Annotated in this window: 19 protein-coding genes; 8 read left to right on the forward strand and 11 right to left on the reverse strand. The window is 62.7% G+C overall.

Annotation, left to right across the window (positions count from 1 at the left end):
* The first annotated feature begins 41 nt into the window (after nucleotides 1-41).
* The 6 genes from AC1DWQ_RS09855 to AC1DWQ_RS09880 all read left to right on the forward strand — a co-directional run bounded on the left by AC1DWQ_RS09855 (nucleotide 42) and on the right by AC1DWQ_RS09880 (nucleotide 5135).
* Nucleotides 42-1022, forward strand: a complete 981-nt coding sequence (locus AC1DWQ_RS09855) for a Bug family tripartite tricarboxylate transporter substrate binding protein (protein WP_477669449.1) — start codon at nucleotides 42-44, stop codon at nucleotides 1020-1022.
* 6 nt (nucleotides 1023-1028) lie between these two features.
* Nucleotides 1029-2468, forward strand: coding sequence for an N-acyl-D-amino-acid deacylase family protein (locus AC1DWQ_RS09860; RefSeq protein WP_477669450.1), 1440 nt, complete (start codon nucleotides 1029-1031; stop codon nucleotides 2466-2468).
* Between the two features lie 211 nt (nucleotides 2469-2679).
* Nucleotides 2680-3078 (forward strand): MAPEG family protein, encoded by a 399-nt coding sequence (locus AC1DWQ_RS09865; protein ID WP_477669451.1) that lies wholly within the window; start codon nucleotides 2680-2682, stop codon nucleotides 3076-3078.
* On the forward strand, nucleotides 3075-3722 hold the full coding sequence (locus AC1DWQ_RS09870) for an SDR family NAD(P)-dependent oxidoreductase (RefSeq protein ID WP_477669452.1): 648 nt from the start codon (nucleotides 3075-3077) through the stop codon (nucleotides 3720-3722). The genes AC1DWQ_RS09865 and AC1DWQ_RS09870 overlap by 4 nt, the downstream gene beginning before the upstream one ends.
* An 8-nt stretch (nucleotides 3723-3730) precedes the next feature.
* Nucleotides 3731-4426 carry a cupin domain-containing protein gene (locus tag AC1DWQ_RS09875; RefSeq protein ID WP_477669623.1) on the forward strand — a complete coding sequence of 232 codons (696 nt, stop codon included), beginning with the start codon at nucleotides 3731-3733 and terminating at the stop codon, nucleotides 4424-4426.
* Nucleotides 4401-5135, forward strand: a complete 735-nt coding sequence (locus AC1DWQ_RS09880) for a Crp/Fnr family transcriptional regulator (RefSeq protein ID WP_477669453.1) — start codon at nucleotides 4401-4403, stop codon at nucleotides 5133-5135. Before AC1DWQ_RS09875 ends, AC1DWQ_RS09880 begins: the two co-directional genes overlap by 26 nt.
* Nucleotides 5136-5143: 8 nt before the next feature.
* On the opposite strand, the gene AC1DWQ_RS09885 is transcribed toward AC1DWQ_RS09880, so the two are convergent.
* Nucleotides 5144-5602, reverse strand: coding sequence for an EVE domain-containing protein (locus tag AC1DWQ_RS09885; RefSeq protein ID WP_477669454.1), 459 nt, complete (start codon nucleotides 5600-5602; stop codon nucleotides 5144-5146).
* A gap of 144 nt (nucleotides 5603-5746) precedes the next feature.
* Here AC1DWQ_RS09885 and AC1DWQ_RS09890 point away from each other — a divergent pair, with 144 nt between their 5' ends.
* Together AC1DWQ_RS09890 and AC1DWQ_RS09895 are read left to right on the forward strand one after the other, a co-directional pair.
* Nucleotides 5747-6070 (forward strand): metalloregulator ArsR/SmtB family transcription factor, encoded by a 324-nt coding sequence (locus AC1DWQ_RS09890; RefSeq protein ID WP_477669455.1) that lies wholly within the window; start codon nucleotides 5747-5749, stop codon nucleotides 6068-6070.
* A 17-nt stretch (nucleotides 6071-6087) separates the two neighbouring features.
* Nucleotides 6088-7509: a DUF2867 domain-containing protein gene (locus AC1DWQ_RS09895; protein WP_477669456.1), complete on the forward strand. Its 1422-nt coding sequence runs from the start codon at nucleotides 6088-6090 to the stop codon at nucleotides 7507-7509.
* Nucleotides 7510-7567: 58 nt separating this feature from the next.
* Here AC1DWQ_RS09895 and AC1DWQ_RS09900 read toward each other — a convergent pair whose 3' ends face one another.
* From AC1DWQ_RS09900 to AC1DWQ_RS09945, 10 genes are all read right to left on the reverse strand, one after another.
* Nucleotides 7568-9169 (reverse strand): hypothetical protein, encoded by a 1602-nt coding sequence (locus AC1DWQ_RS09900; RefSeq protein WP_477669457.1) that lies wholly within the window; start codon nucleotides 9167-9169, stop codon nucleotides 7568-7570.
* Nucleotides 9170-9421: 252 nt separating this feature from the next.
* Complete coding sequence (locus AC1DWQ_RS09905; protein ID WP_477669458.1) at nucleotides 9422-9610, reverse strand: hypothetical protein; 189 nt, start codon at nucleotides 9608-9610, stop codon at nucleotides 9422-9424.
* 27 nt (nucleotides 9611-9637) lie between these two features.
* Nucleotides 9638-10360, reverse strand: a complete 723-nt coding sequence (locus tag AC1DWQ_RS09910) for a M23 family metallopeptidase (RefSeq protein ID WP_477669459.1) — start codon at nucleotides 10358-10360, stop codon at nucleotides 9638-9640.
* Complete coding sequence (locus tag AC1DWQ_RS09915) at nucleotides 10360-11421, reverse strand: L,D-transpeptidase family protein (RefSeq protein ID WP_477669460.1); 1062 nt, start codon at nucleotides 11419-11421, stop codon at nucleotides 10360-10362. Before AC1DWQ_RS09915 ends, AC1DWQ_RS09910 begins: the two co-directional genes overlap by 1 nt.
* 157 nt (nucleotides 11422-11578) lie before the next feature.
* Entirely contained in the window at nucleotides 11579-12265 is a 687-nt protein-coding gene (locus tag AC1DWQ_RS09920; protein ID WP_477669461.1) for an alpha/beta hydrolase family protein, read from the reverse strand.
* A 64-nt stretch (nucleotides 12266-12329) separates the two neighbouring features.
* Entirely contained in the window at nucleotides 12330-12602 is a 273-nt protein-coding gene (locus AC1DWQ_RS09925) for a YkvA family protein (protein ID WP_477669462.1), read from the reverse strand.
* Between the two features lie 127 nt (nucleotides 12603-12729).
* Nucleotides 12730-13011, reverse strand: coding sequence for a hypothetical protein (locus tag AC1DWQ_RS09930; RefSeq protein ID WP_477669463.1), 282 nt, complete (start codon nucleotides 13009-13011; stop codon nucleotides 12730-12732).
* 71 nt (nucleotides 13012-13082) lie between these two features.
* The gene (locus AC1DWQ_RS09935) at nucleotides 13083-13292 is read right to left on the reverse strand and encodes a hypothetical protein (protein ID WP_477669464.1); all 210 of its coding nucleotides are present in this window, start codon (nucleotides 13290-13292) and stop codon (nucleotides 13083-13085) included.
* A gap of 44 nt (nucleotides 13293-13336) precedes the next feature.
* Nucleotides 13337-14086: a 2-keto-4-pentenoate hydratase gene (locus AC1DWQ_RS09940; protein ID WP_477669465.1), complete on the reverse strand. Its 750-nt coding sequence runs from the start codon at nucleotides 14084-14086 to the stop codon at nucleotides 13337-13339.
* A gap of 33 nt (nucleotides 14087-14119) precedes the next feature.
* Nucleotides 14120-15190: a pilus assembly protein PilP gene (locus AC1DWQ_RS09945; RefSeq protein ID WP_477669466.1), complete on the reverse strand. Its 1071-nt coding sequence runs from the start codon at nucleotides 15188-15190 to the stop codon at nucleotides 14120-14122.
* Nucleotides 15191-15356 lie beyond the last annotated feature (166 nt).

Here is a 15356-nt window from a genome sequence, read left to right on the forward strand (position 1 = left end):
TCATTCAGTTTTCTCATTGATCAACCCTAAAGGTGGCCTTCATGACTGAATTTCAAGCAAGCCGGCGAGCGCTTCTCAAGCTGGGTGCCGCGGCGATGGCAGCGTCGCCCCTGCTGGCGCGCGCCGCCTGGCCCGACCGGCCCATCCGGTTGATCGTGCCGTCTTCTGCCGGTGGCTCGCCGGACAACATTTGCCGCATCCTTACCGGCGAGTTGATGAAGACGCTGGGGCAGCCTTTTGTGATTGACAACAAGCCCGGCGCAAGCGGCAACATCGGCATGCAGGAGATCGTGCGGGCCGCACCGGACGGCTACACCCTGGGCTACGGCAACGTGGTCACGCTGGCGATCAACAAAGCCCTTTTCTCCAAACTCCCGTACGACCCCGACAAGCAACTGGTACCCGTGGCGTTGATCGGCTATGTGCAAAACGCGCTTGTCGTGCGCAACGACCTTGGCGTGAATAACGTGGCCGATTTGATTGCGCTGGCCAAATCCAGGCCCGGCAAGCTCAGCATGGCGTCTCCCGGCAACGGCACCACCGGGCACCTGGGGGGCGAGCTGTTCAAAAGCATGACCGGCACTTTCATGACCCACGTGCCTTACCGCGGCAGCCCGCAGGCGATTCAGGACCTGATGGGCGGCCAGGTCGACCTGATGTTCGACAACCTGTCGTCCATCGCGCCGCACATCAAGAGCGGCCGCGTCAAGGCGCTGGGCGTCTCAGGCCGGGCACGCAGCGTGCAGTTGCCCGACGTGCCCACCATCGGGGAGTCCGTTAAAGGCTATGAAACGACGGCCTGGGGCGGCATCGTGGCGCCGGCCGGTACACCGCGGGACATCGTGATGCGGCTCAACAGCGAAATCAACAAGGTGCTGGGGAATGCCACCGTCAATGAACGCTATGCCGCCATTTCCTTCGAAACCACCATGGGCCCACCCGACCGCCTGTTTGACCGCGCCATGCGGGAGACGCGGATGTGGGCGGATGTCGTCAAGCGCGCCGGCGTCCACCTGGATTGAGCGCGCATGTTCGATGTCATCGTTGAAGGCGGCGAGGTGATTGATGGAACTGGCGCGCCCCGCCTGCGTGCCGACGTGGGTGTATTCCAGGGCAAGATTGCTGCCATCGGCGACCTGGCATCTGCACCGGCAACAGAGCGCGTCAGTGCGCTTGGGCGCATCGTGGCGCCGGGCTTTATTGATACACACACCCATGACGACCGCTTGCTGCTGATGCCCACGGCGGGCCCGCACCCCAAGCTGTCGCAGGGCGTCACGACAGTCATAGCGGGCAATTGCGGCGTCAGCCTGGCCCCGCTGGAAACCGCCAACCCGCCAGCGCCGCTGGACATTCTGGGAACCGACGGCTGGGTCTACCGAAGTTTTGCGGCCTACCTGGATGCACTGGCCCAGTCCAGCCTGGCCGTTAACGTGGCTTGCCTTGTTGGCCATTCCACGCTGCGGGTCAAGCACGTGGCAGACCTTGAAAGGGCCGCAACGCCTGAAGAGGCTGCTGCCATGGCGGCAGAACTCACGGCCGCACTAGACGCTGGGGCCATTGGTTTGTCGACGGGTTTGTACTATCCGCCCGCAAAAGCCGCGACGGCCGAAGAGGTGATTGCCGTAGGCGCACAGCTCAAGGCGGCTGGAGGCATCGTGGCCATGCACATTCGCGACGAAGGCGACGCCATTGACGAGGCGCTGCGCGAGGCCCTGCACATTGGCCGCGAGCTGGGCGTGGGCACCGTGATTTCCCATCACAAGCTGGTTGGCACGGCCAACCACGGCCGGTCTGTAGAGACATTGGCCCTGCTGGAGCAGGCCGCGCAAGGGCAGCCGGTGTGTTTCGACTGCTACCCATACAACGCCTCGTCCACGATGCTGCTGCCGTCCCGCGTGAAGCAGTCCAGCGATGTGCTGGTGACCTGGTCGCAACCCGAGCCGGGTGTGGCCGGCCGTTCGCTGAAAGAGCTGGCGCGCGAACGCAACCAGACCGAAGAAGACGTGGCCCGTGCCTTGCAGCCGGCGGGGGCCATTTACTTCGCCATGAGTGAAGACGATGTCAGCCGCATCCTGAGCCACCCGATGGCCATGGTCGGCTCCGACGGCCTGGCGCATGACGTGCGGCCGCACCCGCGCCTGTGGGGCACTTTCCCCCGCGTGCTGGGGCATTACGTGCGCGAGAGAAAGCTCTTTTCGCTCGAGACAGCCATCTACAAGATGACCGGCCTCAGCGCCCGGCGCTTTGGCCTTACAGGCCGGGGAACGCTGGCGCCGGGCCATCACGCCGATATCGTCATCTTTGACCCGGACCGCGTGAACGCCAACGCGAGCTATGGGCATCCGACCGAGGTCAGCTCAGGTATTGATGCCGTTTTTGTTAACGGCCAGCTCGCTTGCCGCGATGGCAACACCGTATGCGCAGGTGCGGGCCAGGTGCTGCGCGGGCAGGGCGACGTGCCCTGATTGCGAGGGCTACTTCGCCAGCAGTTTGGTAATCACGCGCCAACGCTGGCTCCGCCGGCTTGATGGACAGCCGGTTGCCCTTGCGCAGGATGATCAGGTCTTCCAGATTTTTGTGGCTCTGTAGCAAAAGCTACAGAACGCTTTTCCCGGCGCGGCTATCTTCGCGTTCGTGCCCGCATTGCGGCATGTCACGAAGAAGGAAAAACCCATCATGTCCAAGGAAATCTACTGGCTGGCATTGACCCTGGCCGCTGCGGCGTTGTTCGCCTTGCCTTATGTCCTCAATCGCATCGCCGTGCGCGGGCTGGGCGGTACGCTGGCCAACCCGACCGCCACAGAAAAACCCCTTGCCGAATGGGCCCAGCGCGCACAGCGGGCCCAGGCCAATGCCACCGAAAACCTGGTGATTTTTGCGCCGGCCGTGCTGGCCGTGCAGGCCAGCGGCCGAGCCGATTCGGTGACGGCCATCGCCTGCGCCGTCTACTTTTTTGCGCGGCTCATTCACTACGTCGTTTACACGCTTGGTGTTCCCGGCGCACGCACCCTTGCCTGGGCAGCGGGCTGGGCGGCCACACTGGTGTTGATCGGGCGCCCGCTGGGGGTGCTGTGAGCCGGCCCTTCGCACTCATCGCGGGAAGCGGTGGCGTGCTCGGCGAATCGCTCGCGCTGCAGTTCAGCGGGGCGGGGTACGAAGTGGCGGGCCTGCGGCGCGCAGATTGCGATCTGGCGGATGGTGACGCAGTGGCGCAAGCCGTCGCGGCCCTGGTTGAGCGCCACGGACACATCGACACGCTGCTGTACAACGCGGGTCATCTGGCAGTGGCTCCTTTTCTTGAACTGGAGGCGAGTGCGCTGCGCGAGTGCCTTGAAGCCGGCCCTGTCGGGGCGGCGCACTGCGCCCGGGCCGTGCTGCCGGGCATGCTGGCCGTGGGGCGCGGCAACCTGCTCTTCACCGGCGCCACGGCTTCGCTGCGCGGTTCGGCCCGCTTCGCGGCCATGGCCGCGGGCAAATTTGCCCTTCGTGGGCTCGTGCAGTCACTGACAAGAGAGTTCCAGCCGCAGGGCATCCACGTGGCCCACGTCGTGCTGGACGGCATGCTTCGCGGCTCTGCTGCCGCATCCCGCTACGCGGCAGCAGAAGCCCCGGTGATGGCGCCCGACGGCGTGGCTGCCAATTTCCTGTGGCTGGCGCAACAGGCGTGCACCGCATGGACGCAGGAGCTGGACCTGCGAACCGCGTCGGAGAAGTTCTGATGGAGCTGATGCACGTGAACGCCGACCGCACGGAGCCCGTCCTCCTACGGGCCGGGTCGCTGCCGTGGCTGCCGTCGCCGCAACCCGGGGTCGAGCGGCGCATGCTCGAGCGTACCGGTGCAGAGGTGGCTTTGGCAACGTCACTCGTGCGTTATGCGGCTGGTAGCCGGTTTGACGCGCATTCGCATGCGCTGGGCGAAGAGTTTTTTGTGCTTTGCGGCGTATTTTCCGACGAGCACGGCTCGTACGGCCCCGGTACCTATGTGCGCAACCCGCCGGGCTCCAGCCACAGGCCCTTCAGCGACGAGGGCTGTACCATTTTCGTCAAGCTGCGGCAGATGGACCCGCTTGAACAGCGCCGCGTCGTCATCCGTGCAGCAGACAGGCCCTGGGTGGATGCCGGAATCGCCCGGCATCGGCGTGCATTGCTGTACGAGGGCCCCAGGGAAACCGCATTCCTCGAACGGCTGGAACCGGGGTGTACCATGGCCGCGCAGTACGCGCATGGCGGTCAGGAAATGCTTGTCGTCGAGGGCTCGGTCCGTGTCGAAGCCGGCGACGATACGAACGCACGCGCTGCGGGTGCGCAGGACCTCGGCGCGGTGTGCTGGCTGCGAAATCCACTCACCAGGCAGCCCGCCCTGGCCAGTTCTGAAGGTGCCCTGTTATGGATCAAGCGTGGCCACGTGGCACCGATGGTTTGACGGTGCGGCAGGTTGCCGCGAATGGAGCAATATGCAGGTCTTACGTGAACTTGCCCTTTTCGAGCCTTTCAGCCGCCTGAGTGCCGACGGCCGTAACCTGTTAACCCAGGGTGCGGTTCCAATGAGTGCACTGGCGGGAACAGGCATCATTCACAAGGGTCAGCCTGCCTCCGGCGCCTATGTCGTGCTGTCGGGCCGGCTGCGCGTGTACACCATCACGCCTGCGGGCACCGAGGCGACGCTGTATCTGGTGGAGCCCGGCGAGACCTGCGTGCTCTCGCTCAACTGCCTGTTCAACGATCTTCTTTATCCCGCCTGGGTTCAGGCCGACAAGGCGACGCGTGTCGCCGTCATCCCCGGTCCGTTGTACCGGCAGCTCTTCAAGCAGGAAGCGTGCATCCAGGACCTGACGCTGCATGCGCTCTCGACGCTTGTTTTCAGGTTGATGGCAGAACTCGATGCCGTTCATTCCTTCAACCACCGGCAACGCCTTGTGCATTTTGTGTTGCTGCACGCCTCGTCCGACGGGGTACTGAAAACGACGCAGCAGCAGCTGGCAGGGCATCTGGGTACGTCGCGTGAAGTGGTGGCGCGGCTGATGCAGGGGCTGGTGGCCGAAGGTTTCCTGAAAAGCCAGCGCGGCCAGATCATCATCAAGGACCTCTTCGGGTTGCGCCGCCTGCAAAGCCTGCCGCAGTCCGGCGCCTGACAGGTTTCTCACTTTTTGCTGGTGATGGCTTTCCAGTGCTGCGGCTCGACGGGCGTGATGGAAAGGCGGTTGCCCTTGCGCAGCACCTGCAGGTCTGCCAGTTCTGGCCGTGCACGCAGGACGGGCAGGGTGATGTTGGGTATCTTGCGCAATACCTGCACATTCACCAGCATCCATCGCGGTTCTTCAGGTTTTGACTTGGGGTCGTAGTAGGGCGACTTCGCATCAAACTGCGTAGGGTCAGGGTAGGCCGTAGATGCCACCCGGCCGATGCCGACAATGCCCGGCTCGGCGCAGCTTGAGTGGTAGAACAGCACGCCATCGCCGACTTGCATTCCGTCACGCATGAAGTTGCGCGCCTGGTAGTTGCGAACGCCGACCCAGGGGACTGTTGAGTCCTTCGCCGCGAGCGCGTCTTCGACCGAGCATTCTTCGGGTTCGGATTTCATGAGCCAGTAGCTTGTCATGGGGTGGCCTTGGTACCTGAAGTGGGGACGAAGCAAAGCTTAGCGGATCGATGGGGCAAAGAAAAGCGCCGGCCTCAGGCCAGAAGCCGCTTGACAGCACGGACCATCTTGAATAAAGTTATTAACAAATAAGTTAATACATCAATGCCTGCATCCCTTGACAAAATATTTGAAGCGCTCGCCTCGGGGCCCAGGCGCCAAATTCTGGCGTACCTCACCGAGAAAGAACTCAGCACCACTGAGCTGGCCGAGCGCTTTGCCATGAGCACGCCGGCCGTTTCTCGCCACCTGTCGGTGCTTGAAAACGCCGGCTTGGTGACCAGCGAGCGCAGCGGCCAGTTTGTGCTCTACAAGCTCAACGGTGACAGCCTCGTCAACAGCCTCACGGGTTATGCATTCGAACTATGCCCGGTCGCGCGGCCCCTGAAACGGGAACGCGTTGCGGCCAAAACACAAAAAGCCAGGTAACAAGGAGAGAGGGACCCATGCTGAATCTCACACAGGTGATTGAAACGTTTCCGTCGGTTCGCATTCCATCCGAATCGGGCGGTTTGGCCGTCGAGGTGTCATTGATTGCCCAGATTGGTCATGGTGCAGGCAACCATTTATTTGCCAGCGTGGCATCCAGGCAGCGGCAGCACAGTGCGTTTGTCGATGAGCTGGATGAGCCCTCGGCGAAGTTGGGTGGGACCAACTTTCCCAAAGGTGATGCAACGTCGCTGTATTCATTCGTCGTGGGGCCTAAAGGCCATCCGTTTCATCGCCATGCGGGGCACCGCATATTTACGGCAGTGTCGGGCAGCGGTGGGGCCCAGTTGCGCTTTTCCAGCGCGTCGGAGCAGCAAATCCAGGAAGACCCGCAAAACTTCATCCGCGCCCTCCGTTTTGTGAACATCCCGCCGGACTGCATGTTCACTGTGCGTTTTGGCGGTGAAACCTGGCACCAGTTTTCTCCGCTCTCGCGTAATTCCTTGCACCCTGTTTTTTTTGCGCTGTCTTGCCATACCAATGAACTGGGCGGCAATTTGTCGGAGTCTTTGAAACAGGAGGTGCTGACCAATAAGGCGAGTATCCCATCATTGACGGAGTTGCTGCCGGACGAGGTGAAGGCGTTGCTTCAGGCCAAGGACTTCAAGGCCGATACCGTGCCGACCACGACTTTGTCGCTGGATGCTCCACCCGGGACGTTCCATCGAGTGGTATGCAACACTGTGCGCAGCGGCGCAGGCGTGATGCGAGGCTTGTGGGGTTCGTGGAAAGGGGCGTCGGGCTTTTTGTCACATGGCGGATCCGCCCGAAGCGTGAAGGAGCTCAGTAGCCCACCAGTGGATTCGCTGCTGCTTCAGCAACTGACCAACCTGCGCGTCCATCATGAAGACACTTTTCGCTTGCGCGTGACCGGTACCAACTTCGGGCACACCAGCGCCACGAATCTGCTTGCCGCGGTCCTGGAGGGCTTTCTGCTCAATGCGCCCAGCGGTGTGTCCAATCTGATGGCGCTGCGCAACGTTCTGGTTAAACCCCTGGGCCTGCGTACATCGCCATTGGGCTGCCCCGTGTCTTCGCTGTTGTCACCGGACACCAGCAACCTGTTCGCCAACCGCTACCCGGTGCTTGACCAAAGCGTTAATACAGCCGATACCAAGGCGCAGGTCATTCTGGGCGCCAATGACAAACATCTGCTGTTCAGGTCCTGTGTCAGCGTGGAAATCGTCGACAAGCATCATGTGGATGTGATGCTGGGTACGCGGGTTCATTGCAAGAATGCTTTTGGCCGCTTTTACATGGCGGCCATTGACTATGTGCATCGCCACTACGTTACACCCACGATGCTGCGGCTGGCTGTGGAATATGCGGTGGTTCAGGAGAAAGAGTCGGCCGTACCCGCCAAGCTGGCGACGGCCTGAGAGCAAGTCAGGAACGTTGTTTTTGGTGCCCGCAACTTCGTCACCATCTCGCAGCACCTCACATCAGCGCAAGCAGCAGCAGGCACACCACGATCACCCCCATCTCGAGCCATTCCTGACTCGTCATGCTGAGCATGCGGCGGGCCGTCAGCGTCACCACCGGGACCAGCAAGGCGAGGCCTATCCAGCGGTCCAGCGGCATGAGGCAGACACGCGCCAGCGCCCACAACCAGGCGCAATGCGCCAGAAAGCCCCAGAACTCGGCCCGGCTGGTTTTTGCGGTGACGTTCAGCGTAAGGCGCCAGCCGGTGGCTACGGCCTGCCACCATTCCATATCCTCGTCGTCCAGCACCTTGTGCAGGGCGTGCAGGGCCACCACACCCAGCACCACCGGCCCGACGAAGCCCGCCCCCAGGGCAATGCCGAGATACAGGGGATGGTCGTAACCCGTGCCGCCACCGCCCAGTTTCACAGTGGCCAGCACCCACGCGCCGCCTACCAGCAGCACCGTGACAACGGCAACCATGCCCTCCGGCACGCCCGCGCTACGCGCCGCGCGGCCACCGGCAAACAGGCCGAGCGCCAACACGGTAGCGCCGAGGAAGGTAGTCAGCAGTGTGACGGTTGCCTTCCATCCGTGATGCGGTGCAGCCGTCAGGCTGCCCGACTCGGGTGGGTCCATTGCTTTTTTGGCAGGGGACCACTGGCGGTACGGCTCGTGCCGGGCCTTCAGCTGGCGCTGGCTCCAGCTGACTCTTAATGGCGATGCATTCGCGAATGCCAGTTCTGTGTGGTACAGGCGCTGGGCACTGTCGAGGTCATGCGGGACCAGCACGGTCTGCAGGCCTGCCTTGCCGTTGGCCGCCTGCAGCGCAGCCAATTGCTCACGCCAGTACCCGGCCGCCGGAGGGGCCTCGCACGCCAGTGGCCCGGACTCGGCGCCGGGCTGAAGCAAGGTGACTTCATTGGCTCGCATGACGCTTTGCGGTGCTCGCACCCGGTCCCAGTCGCAGGTAAAGCGCAGCGTGCCTTGCAAGACGATGTCGGGGCGGTAGAGCGGCAGCGGCACGGAGCTGGTATTGGCCAGGCGCAGCGACAGCATCAGGCGTACCTGGCCTTCGGCAGAAGGCGCAGCCCAGATGCCGGGCGCGATGGGCTGCATGTCGCGCATCTCCAGGGTGAAGAGGGGCGCACGCGAGGCGCCTGATTCCCAGCGCAGGGCTAGTGCCTGGTTGAAGGCCGCCTGCCAGGTAGCGCGGAAAGCGGGGCCCATCACGTCGTCGCGCTGGCGGCCGCGCGCGATGGCCACGGCCACATCGTCGACCGGCGCCTTCGAACCGCCCGGCAACCGGCGCAGGAATGACTTCCAGGCGCTGGTCCTGGGCTCTGGCACAGCCAGGGCCGGCGGTGGCGGCGCGCCGGTGACCTGCGCCACATAGCCATGCAGCAGTTCGCTGCGCAAGGCTTCAATGTCCGCCTTGGGCGCTTCGGCACTGCGCAAGACATTCACCAGAAAGTAGGCCTGCGCGGCATTGCTGCCCACAGGTGTTCCGTACAACGCAGTGGTGAAGGGAGTCGGCACGGACGAGGCATTGGCCGCAAAAGCCCCGTTCTGGAGCAGAAGCATGCTGCAGAGAATGGCGCGCAGGGTTCGTGTCATGGCTGTATCGCTGCCCGGGCTGCCGGGCGGTACGAGTGAGCCTGTTTCTCGTCGGCGGCAAGGCCAGGGCACAAAAAACCAGAACCCACCCTCTGGTTTTCAGGGCCACGCTCTTTTGCGTGGGTATTTGCTGTTTTCACGTATCGGTCTCCCTCCGATGAAAGGCGGCTTGCGCAGCAAGCTTGTTTTTGGTGATCGCGCCGATCTTATATTCAAGCCAACTATCGGCAGAAATAGGTGGCAATGCAGGATTTATACCCGCGAAAGCGTGATGCACTCGGCCTCGATAACAACAACCATCTGTTGTTCAGGTCTTGCGTGGTCGTTGAGGTCGTGAAGGAGCCGCCTGCCCTGCGGCGGTTTGCGGTTAGGTGCGCGACTGTTCAGGAAGGCAGGGGTGAAGGCGCTTGCCAGGCTGGCAAGTGCATAGCGCGTCAGCATGAGCCGGCACGTCATCGGCCGGGTTGTTTACGGCCTGGCGTCGCGCCAGACAAGATAAGGATTCAGCGGTGCGCCGCGCCACCACTGGCGCTCCGGCCCCAGTTTGAAGATCGCGAAGTGCAGGTGCGGTGCGTCGGGAGATGCATTCCCGGTGCTGCCGACATAGCCGATGACCTGGCCTTTGCGCAGGCTGGCGCCTTCGCTGAGGCCTTCGGCGTAGCGGTCCAGGTGGGCGTAGTAGTACGCGTACTGGCTGGCCGGGTCGAACTGGTAAATCGTGATGCCGCCTGGCTTGCTCAGGAACAGCTTGGCCACTTTGCCGTCCTCGACGGCGAGCACTGGCGTGCCGCGTGGGCTCATGATGTCTATGGCTTCATGCGGGGCTCCTGCTGCGCGCGCCTGGGTGTAGGTGTCGCTGAGCTGGGCGGGCATGACGCCTTGCACCGGAAGTGTCAGGACGCGTAGTCGTAACTGCGAAATGTCCGTGTCATCGGCGACAGATGCGGGTGGGGGCGGCAGGGCAGGTGAGGGCGCGGCTGCCTCTATGGTCTGAACCACAAGCGGTGGCTTGTCGGCCTCTCTTGCCGGCACGGCGGGCACCAGCGCCTGGCGGGCTGGCGGTGTAGCGGGCTGTATGACTTGTGTAACTGCCTCTTCCTTGCGCGTGCCCAGCATCACGCCTGCCGCCACGGCCAGCAACGCGCAGATGGCAAACGCCGTTCTCTTGAGGCGGGCGGGTGTGGATGCCATCAAGCCTTGACACTCACTTTGAAGCCGGCTTTCGCCAGGGTCGACAGGCGTTCTGCGTCCCAGTTGGTCATGTGAATGCAGCCATTGGTTTCGGAATGGCCCACATTGGAAGGGTTGGGTGTGCCGTGAATGCCCCAGTGCGGTTTGGTCAGGCCCAGCCAGATGGTGCCGACGGGGTTGTTGGGACCGGCTGCGATGTCGACCTTTTGCGCATCCTTGGGTGCGTTTTTCAGCAGCGCAGGGTTGTAGGTGAAGCCGGGATTTTTGACCTCGTTCTTGATGGCCATCATGCCCAGCGGCAGCGGGTCGTTCTTTTCATTGCCTATGCTGATGGGAAAACCCGCCACCAACCGCTTGGCGGTGTCCAGCACGTAGAGCACACGCTCGGACTTGTCGATTTCGATGGAAACCGCGTTGACCGGCATGGCGCTGACCGCGATATATGGCACGGTGATTTGCTTGCCGGCCTCGATGTTGATGCCGCCGTTGAGCTGCTTGAGGTAGCCGGTGCTGGTGTGGAATTTTTCCGCCAGCGCTTCTTCCACCGATTCATACACCAGCGCTTTCATCTTCGCGCGCTCGTCCATCGCCACAGGCGTCTTTTCAAACGGGCCGGCTGCGTCCTTCTCTGTCACGGTATAGCTTGTCAGAAGCGGAGCACCGTCCTTGCGCAACGAAGCCCAGGTTTCCGCAGTGACGGTGCCCGTGGGTTTGAGGTCGTGCGCGATCTGGTAGGCCTTGACCATGCGCTGCATGTTGGTGGCAAAGCGCCCATCGATCTCCCCGCAGGAGAACCAGGCCCGGTCCAGCATGATCTGTGCGCGCGCTACCGCTGCGCCTTTGCTGCCACTGCGCAGCAAGGGACTGTCGGTGGCGTTGTTGAAGGCTTCTGTGTCAAGGGGCTGGTTGCCCGCCGCCGTGTTTTTGGGCTTGGCCGCCCATGCGCCGTTGCCGGCCAGGCCCAGCCCGGTGAGGCACAAGGCAGTGACGAGGGTGCGACGGGAGAGCCGGGAAAGCTGTGGGGTTACAAGGCGAAGAGAGGAAGGGGTATCGAACGGCATGACGGGCTTTCGTAGTCAGGCCAGTCTGGGGCGCATAAGGCGCATCGCCTGTCAGCAGCCATGCCTAGCGGCGGTCAGGTTTAAGCGGGTATTTGTCTTGCCTCACACTCCCTACAGAGCGCCAGGCGGCTCTCCTGGTACATCAGGGAACCGACGATCACGCTGTACGCTGGTGCTTCGTCATCCACGTGGCCATGGTGTCCAGCAATTCCTCGCGCACCTGCGCATCGGTGCGGCCTGAACGCACCAGCACATGGAAGGCGTGGTCGGCGCCATCCACGATGTGCAGGGTTGCCTTTTTACCGAGGCTTGCCGTGGTCTGGGTGATCAAGTCCAGATCAGCGAGGCCGTCGCGTGTGCCTTGCAGAAAAAGCATCGGCAGCTTCACGCCGTCCAGGTGCGCGGCGCGTTCGGTTGAAGGCTTGCCGGCTGGGTGCAATGGAAAGCCCACCAGCACAAGGCCCTTTAGTCCGGGCAATGGCTCAGCCGCCTGCGCCTGCGTGCTCATGCGACCACCGTAGGACCTGCCACCGGCAAACAGCAGCACATCAGGCATTTGCCGCGCCGCTTCAGCAACTGCCGCCCGGATCGCCGCATGGGCAACGGCGGGGGAGTCCGGTCGTTTGGAGCCTTGTTCCATGAACAGAAAATTGAAGCGCAAGCTGGCGATGCCGCGTTCCGCGAGGCCCTGAGCAATCGCCTCCATAAAGGCGTGGTTCATGCCTGCGCCTGCGCCGTGGGCGAACACATAACACGCCTTGGCGCTGGCAGGTTTTTGCAGCAGGCCGGAGGTGGTGCCGCCCGAAGGGAGCGGAATGTTCAGTGAAACGGGGCGTGTGGGCATCAATAGAAAGGGCGAGCTGAAATGGCGAACTGGCTTGGGATGCCCATTACAGCATCGCCAGTGCTCAGGCCGAACGCTTCGGCGCCGGATCGGCGATCCCGGGCGGCAGGCGGTTGAGCAGCCACCGGATCGCCAGCGGAACCAGCACGAGATCGTCAGCAATTCCGATGACCGGCAGGAAGTCGGGGATGAAATCAATGGGGGAGAACAGGTAGAGCGCAATCGCTGCTGTACCCCATTTCAGCCAAACGGGCGCTTCGGGATGGCGCAGGGCAGTCCACAGCCGCCGGGCATCGCCGCGTATCACAACCCAAAGCAGGGTCAGACGTTTGAACATGAAAGCTCCTTGGGTGCAGATGCAGGCCCGGCGGGCTGCTGAGTTTCAAATGGAGGTGCTTGCCCGGGCTACAAGGGCACTAACGCGCCGTTACGTTTGCGCGCCAGGAGGGGCGCCGGGTCTTCCGTCAATGCGCCAGATTGGAAACCAGCTTGTCTGCCGCCTCAACGGCTTCAGCACGCGTGGGCCAGGTCCTGTCGCTGTCGTGCAGGGGCGGCAGCGATTCAACGTGTACGACATCGATGTACCAGGGACCGTCAGGGAGGTGGCACAGCCTGGCCATGTAATGCCGGCCGTTGGCGACGCCGGGGACGTATTCCTCGATCGGCTCCGGTTCGTCGTCGGGTGCTTCGTCCAGTGCGTCTTCTGGTGCGTCTTCTGGTGCGTCTTCTGGTGCGTCTGTTTGCATCGGGTTTCTCTCCAAATCCCGATTATCCGCAACCAACCCTTGTCCTTCGCGGGGAGGGCGCCGGATATTGCTCAGACCTTGAGCTCCACCCCTAGCGCCGCGAGCTTTTTCGCGTACGCATCCCGGCGTTTTGCTGCCTTGTCTGCTGTCTCGACGGCCATCTGGATCGCCTTGGGGCCTTTGGCTGCAGCCGCCTTGATTAATCCGGACTTGTGGGCAGCCTCTGCTTCCGCCCTTCTAAAAGTGGCGATAAGTTCGGCATGGGCAATGGATGAGTTCACGGGGTACCTCTTACTGGTTGACTGGCGTTACTGGCTACCTGCGCCTAGCGTTCAAAACGCAGCTCCACCGCGCCGACGCTCGCTATTTCACCACGCACCGTCTCGTCCAGGGGTGCGGTCAGCAGGCCGGTACAGGACCCGGTGGTCACGATCTGGCCCGCGCGAAGCGGCTGGCCGCGCCGGGCGCAGTGCCGTGCAAGCCACGACAGCAGGCGCCAGACGTCTTGCGCCGGGTTGCCGCCGTGCGTGTGGGCTGCTGATGCTGTGCCGAAGTCTAGTGATGCCTCTACCGTGCGTAAGTCCAGCCGAGCGGGCGCAAAAGCTGACGGGCTGCCCAGCACCAAGGCGCCGTGGCATTGCAAGTCGGCCAACTGGGCCAGCGGGTCGGCCGTCTGGCCATCAAGCAAGCGGCTTTCCACCACCTCGATAGCCGGCTGCACGGCGTCAAAGGCTTCGGCCAGTTCAGCGGGTGCAAGCAGCCTGCCTTTGGGGTCCAGGTCGCGGCCAAGCCGGAAGGCGACTTCAAGCTCGACACAGCGCCATCGCCAGGCGGGGCCTGTGAGCGTGACGCCGGACGCATGGATGCCTGATGCGGGAAGCGGAGCGCAACGCGGTTCGGCGTGCGGGCCTTTGGCGCCTACCTTCCAGCCGGCGACGGGGCCAATGGCCGCGAGCGTGGCGTCCTGGATGGCGTAGGCGCCGGCGTGGTCGGCCGGGAGCATGTCGCGCCAAGGCACAGTGGGCCCGCCGGTTCGCGCGGTTGTCAATCGTTGCGCGGCGTTTTGCGGGGCCATGAAGACCGATTGTCGTATTGAACCTGACCGCTGCTATTGCGCCCAGGGCGGCTTGCCAAGAGCGGGGACGGGGAGGGCGGAGCGACGCTCGTTTTTTTTGCCTTCCGCGTCTTGAACCTGCTCGACGATCACAATTTCCTTGTCTGTAATGGAGATGATCTTCCCGCGCTCGGGCCCGAGATAGTTTCCGACCCGCACCCTGTAGAGTTGGGGAGGCGTTTTTTTGTGCATCACCAGCGCAAACTTCTCACTTCCTTGGCCAAAAACACCCGCCACGGCCAGGTCCACCAGCAATGCGGACTCGAGCGGTTCACGCGTGCCTTGGGCGCTGTCTGTGCCGGTGAATGGGTTCTTGGCGCCCAAGGCGCTTTGCCTTGCTTTGGCGAGTTGTTGGCGGTATTCAACGGCCTGCGCCTGCTCCAGCACCAGGTCGCCGAGATAGACCCAGCCCTCCACGGTGACGGATGCGGCGTTGCTTTTTACAAAACTGATTCGCTCAACCAGCGCTTCGCTGAGCACAGGCGAGTTGACCAGAAAATCAAGCATTTCCTTGTAAGGAGCGGTGATCTTGAAATGGAAGCGAAACAGGCCGCTGTTCGGAGAGCCGACCGGGTCCGCTTTAAAGATATCGAAACGGATGCTCTGCTGGCTTGCATATTCGTGGAGGCGCAATATATAGGTGTCGCCCAGCCGAGGTGAGGACAGGGTTGGAACCGGGATGGGCAGGCCGTGACGGATAGCTGCCTTGAATTCCATGTCCGCGTCGCCGGGCAAGCGCTTGAGGGTATAGGGGCCAAGCCAATGATTGGCATCCGGTGCAAGCCTGCCGGTCAGAGCGACGCTGTCGGCGGCACTGACGCCGCTCTCGAACCTGAAAGTGCCCTCCAGTATCTCTGCTTTTTTCAGGTTGCTGGAGCCGGGTAGTTGTTGCGCAACCTGATCAAGTTCCTGCACAACCTGGTAGAGGGCTGGGTGTCGAGAAGCATCCGCAGCGCTTTGCGCTGCGGATGCGCGTGCCGCCGGCAGCAGGGCCAAGGCACAAAGAACCAGAACCCGCGAAAATTGGCCCCTGACGATCGAAGCTTGTGCTGTCAGGCTCTTCACTGTTTTCACTTCTGGTCCCCGGGCGGAAGGCGGCTTGTGCTGCAACCTTGTTGTTTTGGTGATCGCGCTGATCTTATAGTTAAAGCACGCCGCAGACAGGGGAAATATCTACGGATGCTGGATTCAGGCCTGTGAAAACGCGACCGCACCCGGTCTCCGTTCATGC

Source organism: Polaromonas sp. P2_G11, assembly GCF_056403595.1.

Excerpts from the sequence above, each read along its gene's own strand:
- AC1DWQ_RS09900 (WP_477669457.1), bottom strand. The coding sequence starts at position 9,169 with ATGACACGAACCCTGCGCGCCATTCTCTGCAGCATGCTTCTGCTCCAG.
- AC1DWQ_RS09925 (WP_477669462.1), bottom strand. The coding sequence starts at position 12,602 with ATGTTCAAACGTCTGACCCTGCTTTGGGTTGTGATACGCGGCGATGCC.
- AC1DWQ_RS09915 (WP_477669460.1), bottom strand. The coding sequence starts at position 11,421 with ATGCCGTTCGATACCCCTTCCTCTCTTCGCCTTGTAACCCCACAGCTT.
- AC1DWQ_RS09940 (WP_477669465.1), bottom strand. The coding sequence starts at position 14,086 with ATGGCCCCGCAAAACGCCGCGCAACGATTGACAACCGCGCGAACCGGC.
- AC1DWQ_RS09875 (WP_477669623.1), top strand. The coding sequence starts at position 3,731 with ATGCACGTGAACGCCGACCGCACGGAGCCCGTCCTCCTACGGGCCGGG.
- AC1DWQ_RS09885 (WP_477669454.1), bottom strand. The coding sequence starts at position 5,602 with ATGACAAGCTACTGGCTCATGAAATCCGAACCCGAAGAATGCTCGGTC.
- AC1DWQ_RS09865 (WP_477669451.1), top strand. The coding sequence starts at position 2,680 with ATGTCCAAGGAAATCTACTGGCTGGCATTGACCCTGGCCGCTGCGGCG.
- AC1DWQ_RS09860 (WP_477669450.1), top strand. The coding sequence starts at position 1,029 with ATGTTCGATGTCATCGTTGAAGGCGGCGAGGTGATTGATGGAACTGGC.
- AC1DWQ_RS09930 (WP_477669463.1), bottom strand. The coding sequence starts at position 13,011 with ATGCAAACAGACGCACCAGAAGACGCACCAGAAGACGCACCAGAAGAC.
- AC1DWQ_RS09855 (WP_477669449.1), top strand. The coding sequence starts at position 42 with ATGACTGAATTTCAAGCAAGCCGGCGAGCGCTTCTCAAGCTGGGTGCC.
- AC1DWQ_RS09910 (WP_477669459.1), bottom strand. The coding sequence starts at position 10,360 with ATGGCATCCACACCCGCCCGCCTCAAGAGAACGGCGTTTGCCATCTGC.
- AC1DWQ_RS09895 (WP_477669456.1), top strand. The coding sequence starts at position 6,088 with ATGCTGAATCTCACACAGGTGATTGAAACGTTTCCGTCGGTTCGCATT.
- AC1DWQ_RS09890 (WP_477669455.1), top strand. The coding sequence starts at position 5,747 with ATGCCTGCATCCCTTGACAAAATATTTGAAGCGCTCGCCTCGGGGCCC.
- AC1DWQ_RS09920 (WP_477669461.1), bottom strand. The coding sequence starts at position 12,265 with ATGCCCACACGCCCCGTTTCACTGAACATTCCGCTCCCTTCGGGCGGC.
- AC1DWQ_RS09905 (WP_477669458.1), bottom strand. The coding sequence starts at position 9,610 with ATGCTGACGCGCTATGCACTTGCCAGCCTGGCAAGCGCCTTCACCCCT.